This window comes from Streptomyces sp. NPDC058664 (assembly GCF_042716635.1).
GTDB lineage: Bacteria > Actinomycetota > Actinomycetes > Streptomycetales > Streptomycetaceae > Streptomyces.
Genome location: NZ_JBHXRW010000017.1, coordinates 1 through 14,254, shown reverse-complemented (window position 1 = coordinate 14,254; position 14,254 = coordinate 1). Strand labels below are relative to the sequence as shown.

Below are 14,254 nucleotides of genomic sequence, written 5' to 3'. Positions count from 1 at the left end.
TCACCCGCCGCCGACCCACACCCTTCGACCACGTCCCGCACCGGTCGAACTGGCGCCGCCGACGACAACACCAGGCACGCGTCAGCCACTACGAACGACGCGGCCACACACCACCCGAAACCGCAGAACCATCAGGTCAAAGACCGTTGCAGTACTAGGGCCGGGTGCTCGCTCCGGCGGTGCGGACATCCAGAGGGACGCCGCCGATGCGGTAGCCCTGTTCGTCGAGGAGATGGCCGCTGAGCTTCAGCGGCCACAGGGCCACGGCCCGGTCGGTGATCCCCAGGCCGGGAACGCGCTGGGCGAGTCGTACCTCGAAGCGCTGCACGTCGGTGAGGGACTTCACCCAGGCGATGATGAGGACGTTGTTCCGGCCGGTGACGCCGGCGCACAGCCGTACCTCCCGGGCCCCGGTGACTCCGCGTGAGACGCGTTCCAGCTCCCCCGCGGCCGCGCGCCCCCATTGGATCACGGTGACCGGCCACTCCGACAGGGGGCGTGCGACCTCGCAGCGGGTCTGGAGCATGCCGGCGGCGAAGAGCCGGCCGAGCCGTCGGCGGACCGTGTCCGGGCTCGCCCCGCAGGTGGTCGAGCGGTGGTTCACCCTGGAGGACCCGGCCCGGCTGGAGCCCGCGGAACGAGAGTTGTCCGTCACGACCACGCTGGACTCCGGGCTGAGGCTGCGCGGGATCATCGACCGGGTGGACGTGGCGCCGACCGGCGAGGTGCGGATCGTCGACTACAAGACCGGCCGGGCGCCCCGGCCCGAGTACGCGGCGGACGCGCTGTTCCGGCTGAAGTTCTACGCCCTGGTGCTGTGGCGGCTGCGTGGCACCGTGCCGCGCCGCCTGCAGCTGGTCTACCTGGGCAGCGGGGACGTGCTCACCTACGACCCGGCGGAGGCTGATCTGCGGACCGTGGAGCGCAAGCTGCTGGCGCTGTGGGACGCGATCGGGCAGGCGACGCGGACGGGTGACTGGTTCCCGCGCCCGAGCCGGGCTGTACGACTGGTGTCCCCATCGAGCGCTGTGCCCTGCCTGGGGCGGCACCCCGCCGCCTTATCCCCTGGCCGTCGCCACGGACCCGGCCGCGGGGGAGGGCGAGCGCCCGGCCGCCGACGCCGACTGAGGCCGGAGTGTCCGACACCCGCACATGCGGGAGGGCATTGTACGCCTTATTGCGGACATTTCCTCCCTCGTTGTATTTTTCTGACGAAAAAGGCTGGATTGTTCCCTCTTGTGCGCCTAACGTGGATGCAGACAGTAATTCGAATGCATATTCGATCCGAGTGACGGCTGCGCGGGAGCACGTCCTGCCGGTCGAGGACCGCGTCCCCTGCCGGTCAGGCCCACCCGGAACCGCCGTCGCAGACGCCAGGAGAACGGCGTGAACCTCACCTTCACCACCGCCACCAAGGAACAGGCCAAGGCCCGCATCGCGCTCGCGGGCCCCACCGGGTCGGGCAAGACCTACACCGCCCTGGTCACCGCCGCCGGGCTCGGCGAGCGGGTCGCCCTGATCGACACCGAGCACGGCAGCGCCGCCAAGTACGCCGACGAGTTCGCCTTCGACACCCTTCCGCTCACGACGTTCCAGCCCACCACCCTCGTCGACGCGCTCGCGGTGGCCGCCCACGAGGGCTACGACGTCATGATCGTCGATTCTTTGAGTCACTTCTGGTCCGGCACCGGCGGGATGCTGGAGCAGGTCGACAACGCGGCCAAGCGCCTCGGATCGGGCGGCAGCTTCGCCGGCTGGAAGGAAGCCCGCCCCCAGGAGCGGGCGATGATCGACGCCCTGCTCGCCTACCCCGGCCACCTCATCGTCACCATGCGCACCAAGACCGAGTACGTCGTGGAGGCCGACGAGCGCGGCCGCAAGGTACCGCGCAAGATCGGGCTCAAGCCCGAGCAGCGGGAGGGCATCGAGTACGAATTCGACATCGTCGGCGATCTCGACCACGAGAACACCCTGGTGATCTCCAAGTCCCGGGCGAAGCCGCTGTCCGGGACGGTGCTCCGCAAGCCGGGCCCGGAGTTCGCCGAGGCCGTCCTCAGCTGGCTGGAGGCCGGCAAGCCCGCCCTCTCCGTCTCCGACTACGTCACGGCGGCCACCGCGCCGGGCGCCAGCCACGACGAGCTGCGCGCCCTGTACGAGGAGGCCCGCCGGCACAACCTGCTCGGCGCCGCCGTCCTGGACGACGCCGGGGAGACCTGCACGCTCGGCCAGCTGATAGTGCGTCACGGCACCGCGGCGGCGAGGAACAGGGTCGCCGAGGACGTCGGTTCCGGGGCCGGGGCCAAGCGGGAGAACGGGACCGAGCGGAAGGACAAGGCCGCATGAGCCTCAAGGAGCACGCCACCCGGGTCGCCGTGCTCCGGGTGCTGCGCGACGCCGTCGAAGCCGAGTACCAGACCGAACGCCACGAGGTCCTCGAAGGGCTGCTCGAGGCCCGCGCCGAGCTGAACCTGAAGTCGGTCCGGGTGGCCCTGCCGGACGACACACCGGTCGCCACCCTCACCCTCGTCGACCCCAGACCGACGGTCGTGGTCGCCGACGAGGAGGCCTTCACCGCCTGGGTGGCCGAGAACCACCCCGGCGAGGTGGAGACGCTGGTCCGGGTGCGCCCCAGCTGGCAGCGGCAGTTCCTCGCCCGGCTGACCTGCCTCGACCCGGTCGCCGACCCGTACACCGGCGAGGCGATCCCGGGGCTTGGGGTGCTGTCGGTCTCCGAACCACGGTCGTTCAGCCTGCGCCCCCTGCCCGGCGGGCGGGAACGGATCGCCCGCGCCTTGTACACCGGCACCCTCGACCTGCGCCGTCTGCTCCCCCTCAAAGGTGGCGAGGATCCATGACCACTGTCGTCGCCCACCCCGGCCGGGACGCGCTCGGCACGGTGTGGTTCCTGGTCTCCCAAGCCGGTCACCTCGATTGCGGACGCTGGACGTTCGAGGACGACAAGCGGCTGCGGTGCGCCTGCGGGGCCGTCCTGTACGTGTACCAGCAGTCGGCGGATGCGGCGGGAAGCGGCGCACCGGCGCCGGCCGGGACGTCCCCCCGCGGAAGGGAAGAGCGAATGCTGCCGGCCGAGACGGCCCAACTCGTCGCCCTGGTCGCGGCGATGTGCCCGTCGATGCACCTGGAGGACACCACGACGGACGCCTGGCACCTGCTGCTCGCCGACCTGGACGTCGCCGATGTGCGGGCGGCCGTGACCCGGCTGGGCAGGCAGCGGTCCCATATCGCCGCCGCCGACATCCGCGCAGAGGTGCGCGCGATCCGGGAGGAGCGGCTCGCCCGCAACCCGCTGCCGCTCCCGGACAGCGACCCTGACGACCCGCGCCGTTATCGTGCGGAACTCCTCGAGCTGGTGACCGCGATCGCCTCAGGACAGCGGGTTCAGCGCATACCCGGAGGCCGGCGCGTGCCCGCCGCCCCGGGCGGTCCGCCCTCCCACCCCACCGGCCTCACCGGCTCGAAGCGCGACCCGCGTGTCCGCTCCCTCCGCGTGCCCTGTCCCTGGTGCGGGGCTGCCGTAGGCCGTCCCTGCACCGTCCCCCGGCTCGGAATCCCGCTGAGGAGGGCCCCTGCCCACCAGGCACGGCTCCTCGCAGCCGGGATCGCCGAGCCCGGGCCGAGGCAGGAGGGCGAAGCGAGGTGACCCCGGTGATCGCCCCGACGCGAGAAGGCCGCCGTACCGGAGCCCTGCCGCCCCTCGCCACCGCGACTCCCCCGGAGACCCGCGGCGCCCGACTCACCCCTCACACCCGGCCGGAGCGGCGCGGCCTTCCCTCCGGGCGCCATCACCACCGGTACGAGGCCGCCCGTCGAACTCGAACAGGCACGGGTGAGGAATCACCCGTCGCACGAGAGGAAAACCGCCATGGTCGGTGAAACCGTCATCACCGTCGTCGGCAACCTGACCGACGACCCCGAGCTGCGCCTCACCTCGTCCGGCGACGCGGTCGCGCACTTCACCGTCGCGTCCACGCCCCGCACCTTCGACCGGCAGAGCAACGAATGGCGGGACGCCGAGACGCTGTTCCTGCGCTGCTCGGTCTGGCGGCAGGAGGCGGAGCACGTCGCCGAGTCCCTGACCCGCGGCACCCGCGTCATCGTCCAGGGGCGGCTGCGTCAGCGGACGTACGAGACCCGGGAGGGCGAGAGGCGGACCGTCATCGAGTTGGAGGCCGACGAGATCGGCCCGTCGCTGCGGTTCGCCGCCGCGACGATCTCCAAGCCCCCGCACACCGGCGTCCCCGCCGGTTCCCGCGGCGGCCCCCGTCCTCCCGCCGAGGGCCTGCTCGACCGGTCCGACGGCGGCGAGCAGCCGGTCCCCGCCGGGGGCGGACGACGTGCCCCCCGCGAGGAGACGGAGCCCTTCTGACGGGCCGGCGCACCCGTGCGCCGGCCGCGACCACACACCGCACCCATCCGAGGCGGACCCCATGAAGGAACAGGACCGCGAGGGAGCGCTCGAGCTCGCCCTCGCCCAGATCGAAAAAAGGTTCGGCGCGGGCTCGGTGATGCGCCTGGGCGATGAGCCGGGGGTTCCGATCGAGGTCATCCCCACCGGCTCGATCGCCCTGGATCTCGCCCTCGGTGTCGGCGGCCTGCCGCGCGGCCGCGTGGTGGAGATCTACGGCCCGGAGTCCTCCGGCAAGACGACCCTGGCCCTGCACGCCATGGCCAACGCGCAGAAGGCAGGCAGGACCGCGGCGTTCATCGACGCCGAGTACGGCCTCGACCTCGAGTACGCCAGGCGGCTCGGCGTCGACGTCGACGCCCTGCTGGTCTGCCAGCCGGACAACGGCGAACAGGCCCTGCAGATCGCCGACACCCTCATCCACTCCGGGGCCCTGGGCCTGATCGTCGTCGACTCCGTCGCCGCGCTGGTGCCGCGTGCGGAGATCGAGGGCGAGATGGGCGACCCGCACGTCGGCCTCCAGGCCCGGCTGATGAGCCAGGCGCTCCGGAAGATCGCCGGAGCGCTGGGCCACTCCGGAACCACGATGATCTTCATCAACCAGCTGCGCGAGAAGATCGGCGTGATCTTCGGCTCGCCGGAGACCACGACCGGTGGCCGCGCCCTGAAGTTCTACGCCTCGGTCCGCCTCGACATCCGCCGTATCGAGACCCTCAAGGACGGCACCGAGCCGGTGGGCAACCGCACCCGCGTCAAGGTGGCCAAGAACAAGGTCGCGCCCCCGTTCAGGCAGGCCGAGTTCGACATCCTCTACGGCCGGGGCATCAGCCGCGAGGGCGAGCTGATCGACATGGGCGTGGAGCACGGCTTCGTGCGCAAGGCCGGTGCCTGGTACACGTACGAGGGCGACCGGCTCGGCCAGGGCAAGGAGAACGCCCGCGCCTTCCTGAAGGACAACCCCGACCTCGCCGACGAGATCGAGAAGAAGATCAGGGAGGAACTGGGCATCGGGGCGAAGCCGGAGGCCCCGGCGGAGCCCTGGGCGGATACGGCGAACCGAGTGGCCGCACCCGGCACCGTGCCGTTCGACTCGGCCGCGGCCGGTCGGCGCTCCACCGGGCCGACCTCATCGGCCCCGAGCGGTCCGGTCCCCCGTGTCCTCCTCGACGGCACCCCGGCCGGGTCGTGAAGACCAGCCCGCCGCTCCCTCACCCCGGAGCGAGCCGAACGCCGGTGAACCGGGGCGGTGCCATGCGCCCCGGCGCCGCCACACCCCGGGACGAGACGCCGGCCCCGGGCAGGACCGCCGCAGGCCGGCCCACCGCGGCGGAGCCGGCCCACCGGCTGGTCGCAGCCCCCGCCGACGGTGAGGACCGGGCCACCGAGGCGGCGTTGCGCCCCAAGGACCTGGACGGGTTCATCGGCCAGGAACGGGTCCGCGAGCAGCTCGACCTCGTCCTCAGGGCCGCGCGGCAGCGGAGCGCCACCGCCGAGCACGTGCTGCTCTCCGGTGCCCCGGGGCTCGGCAAGACCACCCTGGCGATGATCATCGCCGCGGAGATGGGTGCCCCGCTGCGCATCACCTCCGGCCCCGCCATCCAGCACCCCGGGGCCCTGGCGGCGGTCCTGGCCTCGCTCACCGGGGGCGAGGTCCTCTTCCTCGACGAGATCCACCGCATGTCCCGGCCCGCCGAGGAGATGCTCTACATGGCGATGGAGGACTTCCGCGTCGACATCGTCATCGGCACCGGCCTCGACGCGACCGCCATGTCCCTCGAGCTGCCGCCGTTCACCCTCGTCGGCGCCACCGTCCGGGCCGGCAGGCTGGTCCCGCCGCTGCGCGACCGCTTCGGCTTCACCGCCCACATGGAGTTCTACGACCCGGCCGACCTGGAGCGCGTCGTCCACCGTTCCGCCCGGCTGCTGGAGGTGGAGATCGATCCCGCCGGCGCCGCCGAGATCGCCCGCCGCTCCCGCGGCACGCCCCGCATCGCCAACCGCCTGCTGCGCCGGGTGCGGGACTACGCCCAGGTCACCGCGGACGGCGTGGTCACCCGCGAGATCGCGTCCGCGGCCCTGGGGGTCTACGAGGTCGACGGCCGTGGCCTGGACCGCTTGGACCGGGCCGTGCTGCACGCCCTGCTGAAGCTGTTCGGCGGCGGACCGGTGGGCCTGGCCACCCTCGCGGTCGCCGTGGGGGAGGAGCGGGAGACGGTGGAGGAGGTCGCAGAACCGTTCCTCGTTCGGGAGGGGCTGCTGGCCCGGACGCCCCGGGGGCGGGTCGCGACGCCCGCCGCCTGGGCCCACGTCGGGCTCGTACCGCCGCCCGGGTCGTCCCGGCCCTCCTGGGCCGCTTTCCCGGGACCGCACCGGAAGGGCGATTCCGGACAGGACGGACCGCCCGGAGACCGCACCGGACGGACCACCTCCCCGGCCACCCCTCCGGCACAGGCCCCCGCGACGGTGAGACCCATGGCCGCCCGTCCGGAAACCGCCGAGGACAGGCCGTTGAGGACAGGCAGTCCTACCGCTGACAGCGTCACCGGGCCGGGATCGGCTGAGTGAGGTTCACCGGGTTGCCGTCGGGGTCCCGGATGTGGGCGACACGCTGTCCCCACGGCATGTCGGCGGGGCCGCCGCGGACCGAGCCGCCCAGCGCCTCCACCCGGCCGAGCGTCTCGTCGACGTCGTCGACACCGATGCTGAGCAGGATCCGCGACGCCCCGGCCCCCGGGTCCGCCTTGGCCACCAACCCGAGGTCGGTGTCTCCGATGCGCAGGCCGAGGTAGAAGGCCGGGCCTTCCGCCGGTACCCGGAAGATCTCCTCAGCGCCGAACAACGCCGTGTAGAAGCCGAGCAGGACGTCCTGGTCGGCAGTCACGATCACTGGCTGGATGGTGGACATGGCACTCCTGTCGAGAACGGTCGTGTCACCGGGTGGACCGTTCGAGGACGGTGAACTCATCGGCGGAACCGCCCCGCCGGACGATCTGTACCCCGGACCGCCGCCCACGACCACCACGAGCATCCCGAAACGAGGCCGCACCACCCCGCTGACCAGCCGCTTCGACGTGGCGCTGCCGCACAGGGCCGGATCTCCTGTTCCGCCGGTCTCGCCGGTAGGCTGCGGCGGTGCGCACGGTCGAGCTTTTGTTGGACGAGGCGGCGGAGCTGGCGGTTCGGGAGGCCTGGCGGCGGCTCGCGGACGCGGGGCTGCCCAGTCGGGCGCGCCACCGCTCACCGACCAACAGCCCGCACCTCACCCTGGCCGCCTGCCCGGAGCTGACCGCCCCGATCCGCTGGGAGCTCGTCGAGGCGGCCGCCGTCCTGCCGCTGCCGGTGAGGTTCACCGGAGTGGTCCGCTTCGAGCGGCCCACCTCGGTGCTGGCCTGGGCGCTGGACCTCGACTCCGCGCTGACCGGATTGCACCGCCGGGTGTGGGAGGCGGTGGCCTCGGACAGCCCGCCCGGGACCCTCAGCCCTTTTCATGAACCTGGGCGATGGAGTCCGCACGTCACCCTCGGCCGTACCCGGCGGGCGGGTGCCTTCGCCGGCCGGCGCGTCCCCGAACTGCTGCCGGCGCCGCCGCTGTCGGCCCGGCTCATCACCCTGCGCAGCTACGACACCGAGACCGGCGCCCTGGAGGTACTGGAGCCCCGCTCCTGAGACGCCCCCCGCTGCCGACGGGCCGACGTCCTCCGTCGAACAGGCATCGTCCGCCGAGTGGACCGTACGAGGTGCCCGCGTCCGACCGTCGGTCGGACGGACGGCTCATCAGCAGCCGGTGACGGCCGAAGGTCATCAGGGCGCGGATCCGGGTGGCGAGGGTCCGGACGGCGGGGGCGGGGCGGACACTGTCCGGCGGGGCGCCATCTTCCATCCATCACCTTCCGTCCGTCAGGATCCGGTCGAGGACGCCGATGAGCCGCGCTCCCGCGCGGTCGGTCCCGCGGCGCCCCCGCTTCGCACCCGCCGAGGCCTTCTCCAGCCGCAGCCGCGCTGTACGTCCACGCAGTGTCAGCGTCATCAGCTGGTTGCCGAACCACGGTCCGCCGGTGCGTTCCCACCGGACCGCCGGCATCGCGACCCGTCCGTGGCGGGCGAGGAGATGCCCGATTCCTTTGGCGAACCGGCTCCAGCCGAAACGGAATCCGGCCCGTATGGCCGGGGGCACCGAGTTGTGCAGCGGCGAGCAGGTGAACTGGAAGACGCGGGAGTGCGGCTGCCGCCCGGTGGTCCAGACGGGCTCCGCCACATACGCGTGGTGCACGTCCCCGGAGAGCACGCACACCGTCGCCGGGGCGGCGTCGGCCCTCCCCACTTCGGCGACCGTCTCCGTCAGCCTCCCGAACGACGAGGGGAACGCCGCCCAGTGCTCCAGGTCCGCCCGTCGGCGCAGCCACTCGCCGAAGCGCGCCCAGCGCGGCCCGTGTTCGCCCCGGCAGAGCGCCGCGTGCCAGCCCTCCGCGAAGTGGACCATCGGAGGCAGCAGCCACGGGAGCGAGGTCCCGATCAGCAGGTGGTCGACGCCGCCGGGATCGTCGAACGCCTGCGTCCGCAGCCAGTCCGCCTCCTGGGCGTCCAGCATCGCCCGGTGCTGCTCCTCCAGCACCCGCGCGGCCCGGGTGTCGACCATCAGCAGCCGGGTGCGACCGAAGTCCCTGCGGTAGCTCCAGCGCACCGTCGCAGGGTCGGCGTCGGCGCGTTCGGCGAACGCGCGCAGCACCTCCGTGCCGTCGTCGGCCGCCAGCACCGCCGCGTACAGCTCGTCCTCGGCGAGCTCGGCGGGGGAGAGGTTCCCAAGGTGCTGGTAGACCCAGTACGACATCAGGCCGCCGGTGATCCGCTCGTGCCACCAGGGCGTCGCCCGGATGTCGGCCGCCCAGGCGGCGCTGGTGTTCCAGTCGTCGATGACGTCGTGGTCGTCGAAGATCATGCAGCTGGGCACGGTCGAGAGCAGCCAGCGCAGTTCGGGGTCGCCCCAGGACTCGTCGTAGAGGTGGGTGTACTCCTCGTAGTCGGCGACCTGGTCCGGCGGGGCGGCGGAGCCGGTGCCGGCGGCCCGCCGGTGCCGGGCGATCCAGGCGCGGGTGTCGTCGGACGTCTCGTCCGCGTACACCTGGTCGCCGAGGAGGAGGAGAACGTCCGGACGCTCGGCCTCCGGGTCCGCGGCGAGCCGGGCGGAGAGGGTGTCGAGGACGTCGGGGCCCACCGGATCGGGCTCGCCCACGGCAGGCGCCGCCCACCGGCACGAGCCGAAGGCGACCACCGCGCCCGTCGCCGGGACCGGCGGCGTGTGGATGGTGCTGGGCGGCTGGGGCGAGTCCGCGAGGGGCCACACCCGCTCGCCGTCGAGCAGCACCTCGTACGCCGTGGCGGACCCTGGGACGAGTCCGGTCACGACCACCAGCGCGTAGTGGTGGCCGGCGACGCGGAACGTCGGAGCCGAGCCCCCGGCGCCGCCCGGGCACCGGACCTCCGCCGTGCACGCCCGGTCGGTCTCGACCCAGACCGTCGCGCTCGTGCCCGAGTCCCAGTCCACGTGCCGCAGGAGTGGTCCCAGCCTCAACCCGGCCATCACGAGCCCCCTTCCAGCGCTCTGTACGGCACAGAACGGCCGCTCCGTACAGTACTGAACGACGGCGGAAGCGGCACTGTCACCGACCGGCCGCACCGCCCACCACGACCTCCCGAAGCCGCGGCCGTCGCGCCGCCCGGCCCCACCCCCGCTCGACAGCCCGGGAGGGACTCTTCCCCGCTGCCCGCAGCTCCTCGTCCGCTTGCCGCGGCCCTCGCCGCCGGGCGGCGGGAACGGCCCTGATGTCGCGCTCCGCGTGATCCCCGTCGTGCTCGTGCCGTACGGAACGCGCACCCGGCCCGGCTCACCACACGCCCTGACCGGGCCCGAACGCACAGGCCGCGACCACTCCGGCGACGAAGCGCTCCGCCGGGCCTCCGGTCGGCTGAACCTCGAAGGCATCAGCGAGATCCGGACGCCGGCACCAGCGCCTCGCCGTCCACGAACTCCTCAGAAGCGAACGAAGCCAAGCGGTGACGACGTGTCTCCTCGGCGAGGGCCCTCTCAGGTGCTACGGAAGAGCCTCACCGCTGAGAGGAGGCACTGCTCGTCTGTTCATCACGACCGGTGCATGAAGGGGTTCACGGATTGGGCCCGCTCCCACATGCCCGGGATCTGCTCGCCGGGACGCTGCTGTTCGCCGTGCAGGGCGTTGAGCACCACCAGGCATCCGGTGAGCGCCGGAACCGCCCACTGCGCGCAGGCCAGCTGCCGCCGGGCCTTGTCGAGGTCGACGGGGTGCTCCCGCGCCTTCTCGGCGTCCTGCGGATCGGAGGAGGAGGCCAACTCGACCTTCTTGCCCAGGACACGGGCGTAGGCGGTGGCGGCCAGAGCCGCGACGGTGACGACGGTCTTGGCCGCGGTGGAGGCGGCCACGCCCTGCTGGGTCGCGACACGGTGGGCGTTCACAGCCAGCAGGCCGCCGCCGCCGAACAGGTGCGCGCCGATGGCGGCGGCGTTGACGGGTGTCCACTTCGCCCAGCCGGCGGACGCGATCCGGTCCGTGGCCGTCGCCGTGCCGCCTTCGTCCGCGGCCGCGCCGTTGAGGCCGATCGCACCCATCAGCGAGCCACCGAACCAGGCGGCCAGACCCACATCGTGCAGGCTGCGGACGAAAGTGTTGCGGTCGGACATGATGGTGCTCCTTCTGGGTGGTGGGAGGGGCTTGACCGATGCGGTCGTCGAACACCACCCTCGCCCGGCTCCGGTCCCACCGCCATCAGAGCGAGCCGGACGGGTAAGGACCGCGGACGACGATCAGGGATCAGGCGGTCCTGCTCCGAGGTGTGGACCGCTTACCGGCAGGCAGGCAGCCCGCACCGGAAACCGCTTGGCCCGTCCGCCGCCAGGGGCGGGTCCGGTCGAGGAGGCAGTCGGCCGCGAATGCCACGACCGCGGCGGCGATGCCCATCACGCCCACCGCATCAGGTCGAAGAAGGGCGGCGCGCCACCCGCGAGGCGAAACGGCCGAGCACTCCGATCACCGTGTCCACAGCGGGGACCGTACGACACGGGAGCACCGACCGGAACCCCGACCCCTGCCGTCGGGCCCACGTCGGTGGGCGGTTCGGCGGCCGTGGAGCCGACCGCCCCGGACGGTGCCGAGTCCACGCCGCGCCGGATCGAGGGCGTGAGCCGGGCCTCCGGTGCCGTCTTCGCCGACGCGGTCGACGGTGCTCTGCCCGTACGCCCCGCGGACGAGGCGCCGGTTGACGGCTCCGCCCTCGCGCTCCTGCTGTCCGGCGCCCTCGCCCTGGCGCTCGCCTGGGCGACATGGCCGAGTGGTCGCCCCCGCCCCTGTTCCTCGTGGCCCTCACCGCCCTCACCGGCTGGGTGTGCGCGCCACGCGGCAACGCCTTCCGCCCCATGCTTTCCGCCGGTCCGCCGATGCCGGGATGAACAACGGCCCGAACGCTGCCGGATTGTGTGCCCGACAGCGGTGCTGTCACGTTTCTGCGGTGAAACGCTGCCTCCGGGCGGGTGAGCGCGCCTGTCAGGCCCTGCCGTTCCTGTGGCCGGCGCGCTACAAACCGAGCGTGATCAGGAACCTGTCGCGGAGCTTGTCCACGCTCCTCCTCGCGCTCATGCCTCTTCTTTCCGCCCCCGAGTCCGCGTTCGCGGCCGACGGCCGACACGAGGCCGTCCAGCCCGACCCCGTCGTCTTCGTCCACGGCTGGAACTCCGACGGCTCCACCTGGCGGACCATGGTCGGCCGCTTCCGGGCGGACGGCTGGCCGACCGGCCACCTCGACCAGTGGACCTACAACGCCACCCAGTCCAACGCCACCACCGCCGAACAGCTCGCCGAGGAGATCGAGCGCGTCCTGGACACCACCGGCGCCGCCAAGGTCGACGTCGTCACCCACTCGATGGGCGCGTTGTCCTCCCGCCACTACCTCAAGAACCTCGGCGGCACCTCCAAGGTCGACGCATGGGTCTCCCTGGCGGGGCCCAACCACGGAACCGACGTCGCGCGCCTGTGCGGAGGCGCCCCTTGTGTCGAGATGCGGCCGGGATCCGACTTCCTGAACGTGCTCAACGCCGGTGACGAGACTCCCGGATCCCTCCGCTACGCCACCTGGCGCTCGCCGTGCGACGTGGTCATCAGCCCCAGGGACAGCGTGGCTCTCTCCGGAGCGGCCAACAGCATGACCACCTGCCTGGGCCACAGCGAGCTGCACACCGACCAGGCGGTCTACGAAGAGGTCAAGAAGCACATCCGCTAGACGACGGTCCGCTCCGGGAGCCGTCCGACCCCCGGTACGGGCGAGGGGCTGGGCCCGTATGCGTCCGTGAGCGCTTCCTCGGACGCCTCCCCTGCCGGCGGCCAGTGGTCCGGCAGGGGAGGGCGCTGTCATGACGGTGCCGTCGCCGCACGTACGTGTACGTGAATGACCGAGCCGACGTGACGTGCGTCCGGGTGGGGCGGCGACGGTGGCGTCCTCGAGCCCGCGCACGACGCCGTTCGCCGGTCCCTCACACCGAGCCGCGCCAGGCGCCCGTCTCCTGGCCGCCGCGCTCTTCGATGAACGACTTGAACCTCTTGAGGTCGCCCGTGACCTTCCGCTTGACGAACCCGAGCTTGTCACCGACCTGCTCCGTCAGTCCCTCGGGGGCGAAGTCCATCTGGAGCATGACCTTCGTCCGGGTCTCGTCGAGACGATGGAACGTGACGACGCCGGCCTGCCGTGCCTCACCTTCGACGGTCGTCCAGGCGACGCGCTCGTCCGGGATCTGTTCGGTGACGACGGCGTCGAACTCGCGGCGCACCCCGCCGATCTCCGTGACCCAGTGGATGAGCGTGTCCGTACGCTGTTCGATCCTCTCCACGCCGTCCATGAAACGCGGGAACGTCTCGAACTGGGTCCACTGGTCGTACGCGGTGCGGACCGGGACCTCGACCTCGACGGACTCCTCGACCTTCGACATGGGAATGCCTTTCTCGTTCGGGGACGGGTTACGGGGATCCGCGTAACCCGCACCGGAGAACTCACACCTCCTTGCCCTGTACGGAATCCGCGTCGCCCACGAGACGGCCCCGCCCGGGACCCGGCGACGGGAGCCCGCGTGCACAGGGCGCCAGGCATACGGGCAGCGGAACGGGGCACCCGAATGCCAGAGATCGATACGAAGGAAGAAGCGGTCGGTCCGCAGGGCCGGGGCGGGACGAAGAAGGTCAGGAGACCACGCCCCGGCCCGGTCGGACCGGACCGCCATCGATTCCGAACCAGGAGTTGTTCGTACGTGACTGAGAACGCGTGGAATTACCGGCCGTCCTTCAACTACGCCGTCGGCACGGACCTCACCGGCTACAAGGTGGAGGCGCTCGACGGGAGCATCGGCAAGGTCGACAAGCACTCCGAGGAGGTCGACGACGCCTACGTCGTGGTCGACACCGGTGTGTGGATCTTCGGCAAGGAAGTCCTCCTGCCCGCGAACACGATCTCGCGCATCGACGCGGAGGCCGAGAGGATCCATCTGGACCTCACCAAGGAACAGATCGAGAACGCCCCCGAGTTCCACCGCGAGAAGCACCTCGACGAGGTCGCCTACCGCGATCAGGTGGCTTCGTACTACGGGCACACGGGTGGCGCCGGCCCGCTGTAGGCACAGGCGCTGCCACACGGCGTCACGTAGCACCCCCCGGCCCCCGCGGGGCCCCCCCCGGGGCCCCCCCCCCGGGGGGGGCCCCGGGGGGGGGGGGAGGGACACGGGGGCCGGGGCCGGCCGGCCGGGCAGAGGGGCGAAAC

14 protein-coding genes and 2 pseudogenes are annotated in these 14,254 nt (G+C 72.3%); 11 read left to right on the top strand and 5 right to left on the bottom strand.

The window, feature by feature from the left end; all coding sequences use genetic code 11:
• Positions 1-154 precede the first annotated feature (154 nt).
• Positions 155-394: a hypothetical protein gene (locus ACFWUY_RS15980; protein WP_384107980.1), complete on the bottom strand. Its 240-nt coding sequence runs from the start codon at positions 392-394 to the stop codon at positions 155-157.
• Between ACFWUY_RS15980 and ACFWUY_RS15975 the strand changes: the two are divergent.
• The 7 genes and pseudogenes from ACFWUY_RS15975 to ruvB all read left to right on the top strand — a co-directional run.
• Positions 279-1,128: pseudogene (locus tag ACFWUY_RS15975) on the top strand (RecB family exonuclease). The gene ACFWUY_RS15980 and the pseudogene ACFWUY_RS15975 overlap by 116 nt on opposite strands.
• A gap of 258 nt (positions 1,129-1,386) precedes the next feature.
• Positions 1,387-2,343, top strand: coding sequence for an ATP-binding protein (locus ACFWUY_RS15970; protein WP_384107753.1), 957 nt, complete (start codon positions 1,387-1,389; stop codon positions 2,341-2,343).
• On the top strand, positions 2,340-2,855 hold the full coding sequence (locus ACFWUY_RS15965) for a hypothetical protein (protein ID WP_384107751.1): 516 nt from the start codon (positions 2,340-2,342) through the stop codon (positions 2,853-2,855). The genes ACFWUY_RS15970 and ACFWUY_RS15965 overlap by 4 nt, the downstream gene beginning before the upstream one ends.
• Positions 2,852-3,661: a hypothetical protein gene (locus ACFWUY_RS15960; RefSeq protein ID WP_384107749.1), complete on the top strand. Its 810-nt coding sequence runs from the start codon at positions 2,852-2,854 to the stop codon at positions 3,659-3,661. The genes ACFWUY_RS15965 and ACFWUY_RS15960 overlap by 4 nt, the downstream gene beginning before the upstream one ends.
• Positions 3,662-3,883: 222 nt before the next feature.
• Positions 3,884-4,387 (top strand): single-stranded DNA-binding protein, encoded by a 504-nt coding sequence (locus ACFWUY_RS15955; protein WP_384107747.1) that lies wholly within the window; start codon positions 3,884-3,886, stop codon positions 4,385-4,387.
• A gap of 61 nt (positions 4,388-4,448) precedes the next feature.
• Positions 4,449-5,615 (top strand): recombinase RecA, encoded by a 1,167-nt coding sequence (recA, locus tag ACFWUY_RS15950; RefSeq protein ID WP_384107745.1) that lies wholly within the window; start codon positions 4,449-4,451, stop codon positions 5,613-5,615.
• 62 nt (positions 5,616-5,677) lie between these two features.
• Positions 5,678-6,793 (top strand): annotated as a pseudogene (gene ruvB / locus ACFWUY_RS15945) (Holliday junction branch migration DNA helicase RuvB); the annotation flags it as partial.
• 172 nt (positions 6,794-6,965) lie between these two features.
• On the opposite strand, the gene ACFWUY_RS15940 reads toward ruvB, so the two are convergent.
• On the bottom strand, positions 6,966-7,331 hold the full coding sequence (locus tag ACFWUY_RS15940; RefSeq protein ID WP_384107743.1) for a VOC family protein: 366 nt from the start codon (positions 7,329-7,331) through the stop codon (positions 6,966-6,968).
• A 227-nt stretch (positions 7,332-7,558) separates the two neighbouring features.
• Here ACFWUY_RS15940 and ACFWUY_RS15935 point away from each other — a divergent pair, with 227 nt between their 5' ends.
• A complete protein-coding gene (locus tag ACFWUY_RS15935) occupies positions 7,559-8,092 on the top strand; it encodes a 2'-5' RNA ligase family protein (RefSeq protein WP_384107741.1) in 534 nt (177 codons plus the stop codon).
• A gap of 217 nt (positions 8,093-8,309) precedes the next feature.
• Here the strand turns inward: ACFWUY_RS15935 and ACFWUY_RS15930 are convergent, their stop codons facing one another.
• Both ACFWUY_RS15930 and ACFWUY_RS15925 read right to left on the bottom strand, forming a co-directional pair.
• A complete protein-coding gene (locus ACFWUY_RS15930) occupies positions 8,310-10,004 on the bottom strand; it encodes an alkaline phosphatase D family protein (RefSeq protein WP_384107738.1) in 1,695 nt (564 codons plus the stop codon).
• 558 nt (positions 10,005-10,562) lie between these two features.
• Complete coding sequence (locus ACFWUY_RS15925; protein WP_384107736.1) at positions 10,563-11,138, bottom strand: hypothetical protein; 576 nt, start codon at positions 11,136-11,138, stop codon at positions 10,563-10,565.
• A 639-nt stretch (positions 11,139-11,777) separates the two neighbouring features.
• Between ACFWUY_RS15925 and ACFWUY_RS15920 the strand changes: the two genes are divergently transcribed.
• Together ACFWUY_RS15920 and ACFWUY_RS15915 are read left to right on the top strand one after the other, a co-directional pair.
• Positions 11,778-11,903 (top strand): hypothetical protein, encoded by a 126-nt coding sequence (locus tag ACFWUY_RS15920; RefSeq protein ID WP_384107734.1) that lies wholly within the window; start codon positions 11,778-11,780, stop codon positions 11,901-11,903.
• 137 nt (positions 11,904-12,040) lie between these two features.
• Positions 12,041-12,730 carry an esterase/lipase family protein gene (locus tag ACFWUY_RS15915; RefSeq protein WP_384107731.1) on the top strand — a complete coding sequence of 230 codons (690 nt, stop codon included), beginning with the start codon at positions 12,041-12,043 and terminating at the stop codon, positions 12,728-12,730.
• Positions 12,731-12,980: 250 nt separating this feature from the next.
• On the opposite strand, the gene ACFWUY_RS15910 is transcribed toward ACFWUY_RS15915, so the two are convergent.
• Complete coding sequence (locus ACFWUY_RS15910; RefSeq protein WP_384107728.1) at positions 12,981-13,433, bottom strand: SRPBCC family protein; 453 nt, start codon at positions 13,431-13,433, stop codon at positions 12,981-12,983.
• A gap of 315 nt (positions 13,434-13,748) precedes the next feature.
• Here ACFWUY_RS15910 and ACFWUY_RS15905 point away from each other — a divergent pair, with 315 nt between their 5' ends.
• On the top strand, positions 13,749-14,111 hold the full coding sequence (locus tag ACFWUY_RS15905; RefSeq protein WP_384107725.1) for a PRC-barrel domain-containing protein: 363 nt from the start codon (positions 13,749-13,751) through the stop codon (positions 14,109-14,111).
• Positions 14,112-14,254 lie beyond the last annotated feature (143 nt).

What these genes read in the sequence shown, in the direction of transcription:
- ACFWUY_RS15930 (WP_384107738.1), bottom strand. Translation starts at nt 10,004, where the DNA reads ATGGCCGGGTTGAGGCTGGGACCACTCCTGCGGCACGTGGACTGGGAC.
- ACFWUY_RS15960 (WP_384107749.1), top strand. Translation starts at nt 2,852, where the DNA reads ATGACCACTGTCGTCGCCCACCCCGGCCGGGACGCGCTCGGCACGGTG.
- ACFWUY_RS15920 (WP_384107734.1), top strand. Translation starts at nt 11,778, where the DNA reads ATGGCCGAGTGGTCGCCCCCGCCCCTGTTCCTCGTGGCCCTCACCGCC.
- ACFWUY_RS15955 (WP_384107747.1), top strand. Translation starts at nt 3,884, where the DNA reads ATGGTCGGTGAAACCGTCATCACCGTCGTCGGCAACCTGACCGACGAC.
- ACFWUY_RS15940 (WP_384107743.1), bottom strand. Translation starts at nt 7,331, where the DNA reads ATGTCCACCATCCAGCCAGTGATCGTGACTGCCGACCAGGACGTCCTG.
- ACFWUY_RS15965 (WP_384107751.1), top strand. Translation starts at nt 2,340, where the DNA reads ATGAGCCTCAAGGAGCACGCCACCCGGGTCGCCGTGCTCCGGGTGCTG.
- ACFWUY_RS15910 (WP_384107728.1), bottom strand. Translation starts at nt 13,433, where the DNA reads ATGTCGAAGGTCGAGGAGTCCGTCGAGGTCGAGGTCCCGGTCCGCACC.
- recA (WP_384107745.1), top strand. Translation starts at nt 4,449, where the DNA reads ATGAAGGAACAGGACCGCGAGGGAGCGCTCGAGCTCGCCCTCGCCCAG.
- ACFWUY_RS15925 (WP_384107736.1), bottom strand. Translation starts at nt 11,138, where the DNA reads ATGTCCGACCGCAACACTTTCGTCCGCAGCCTGCACGATGTGGGTCTG.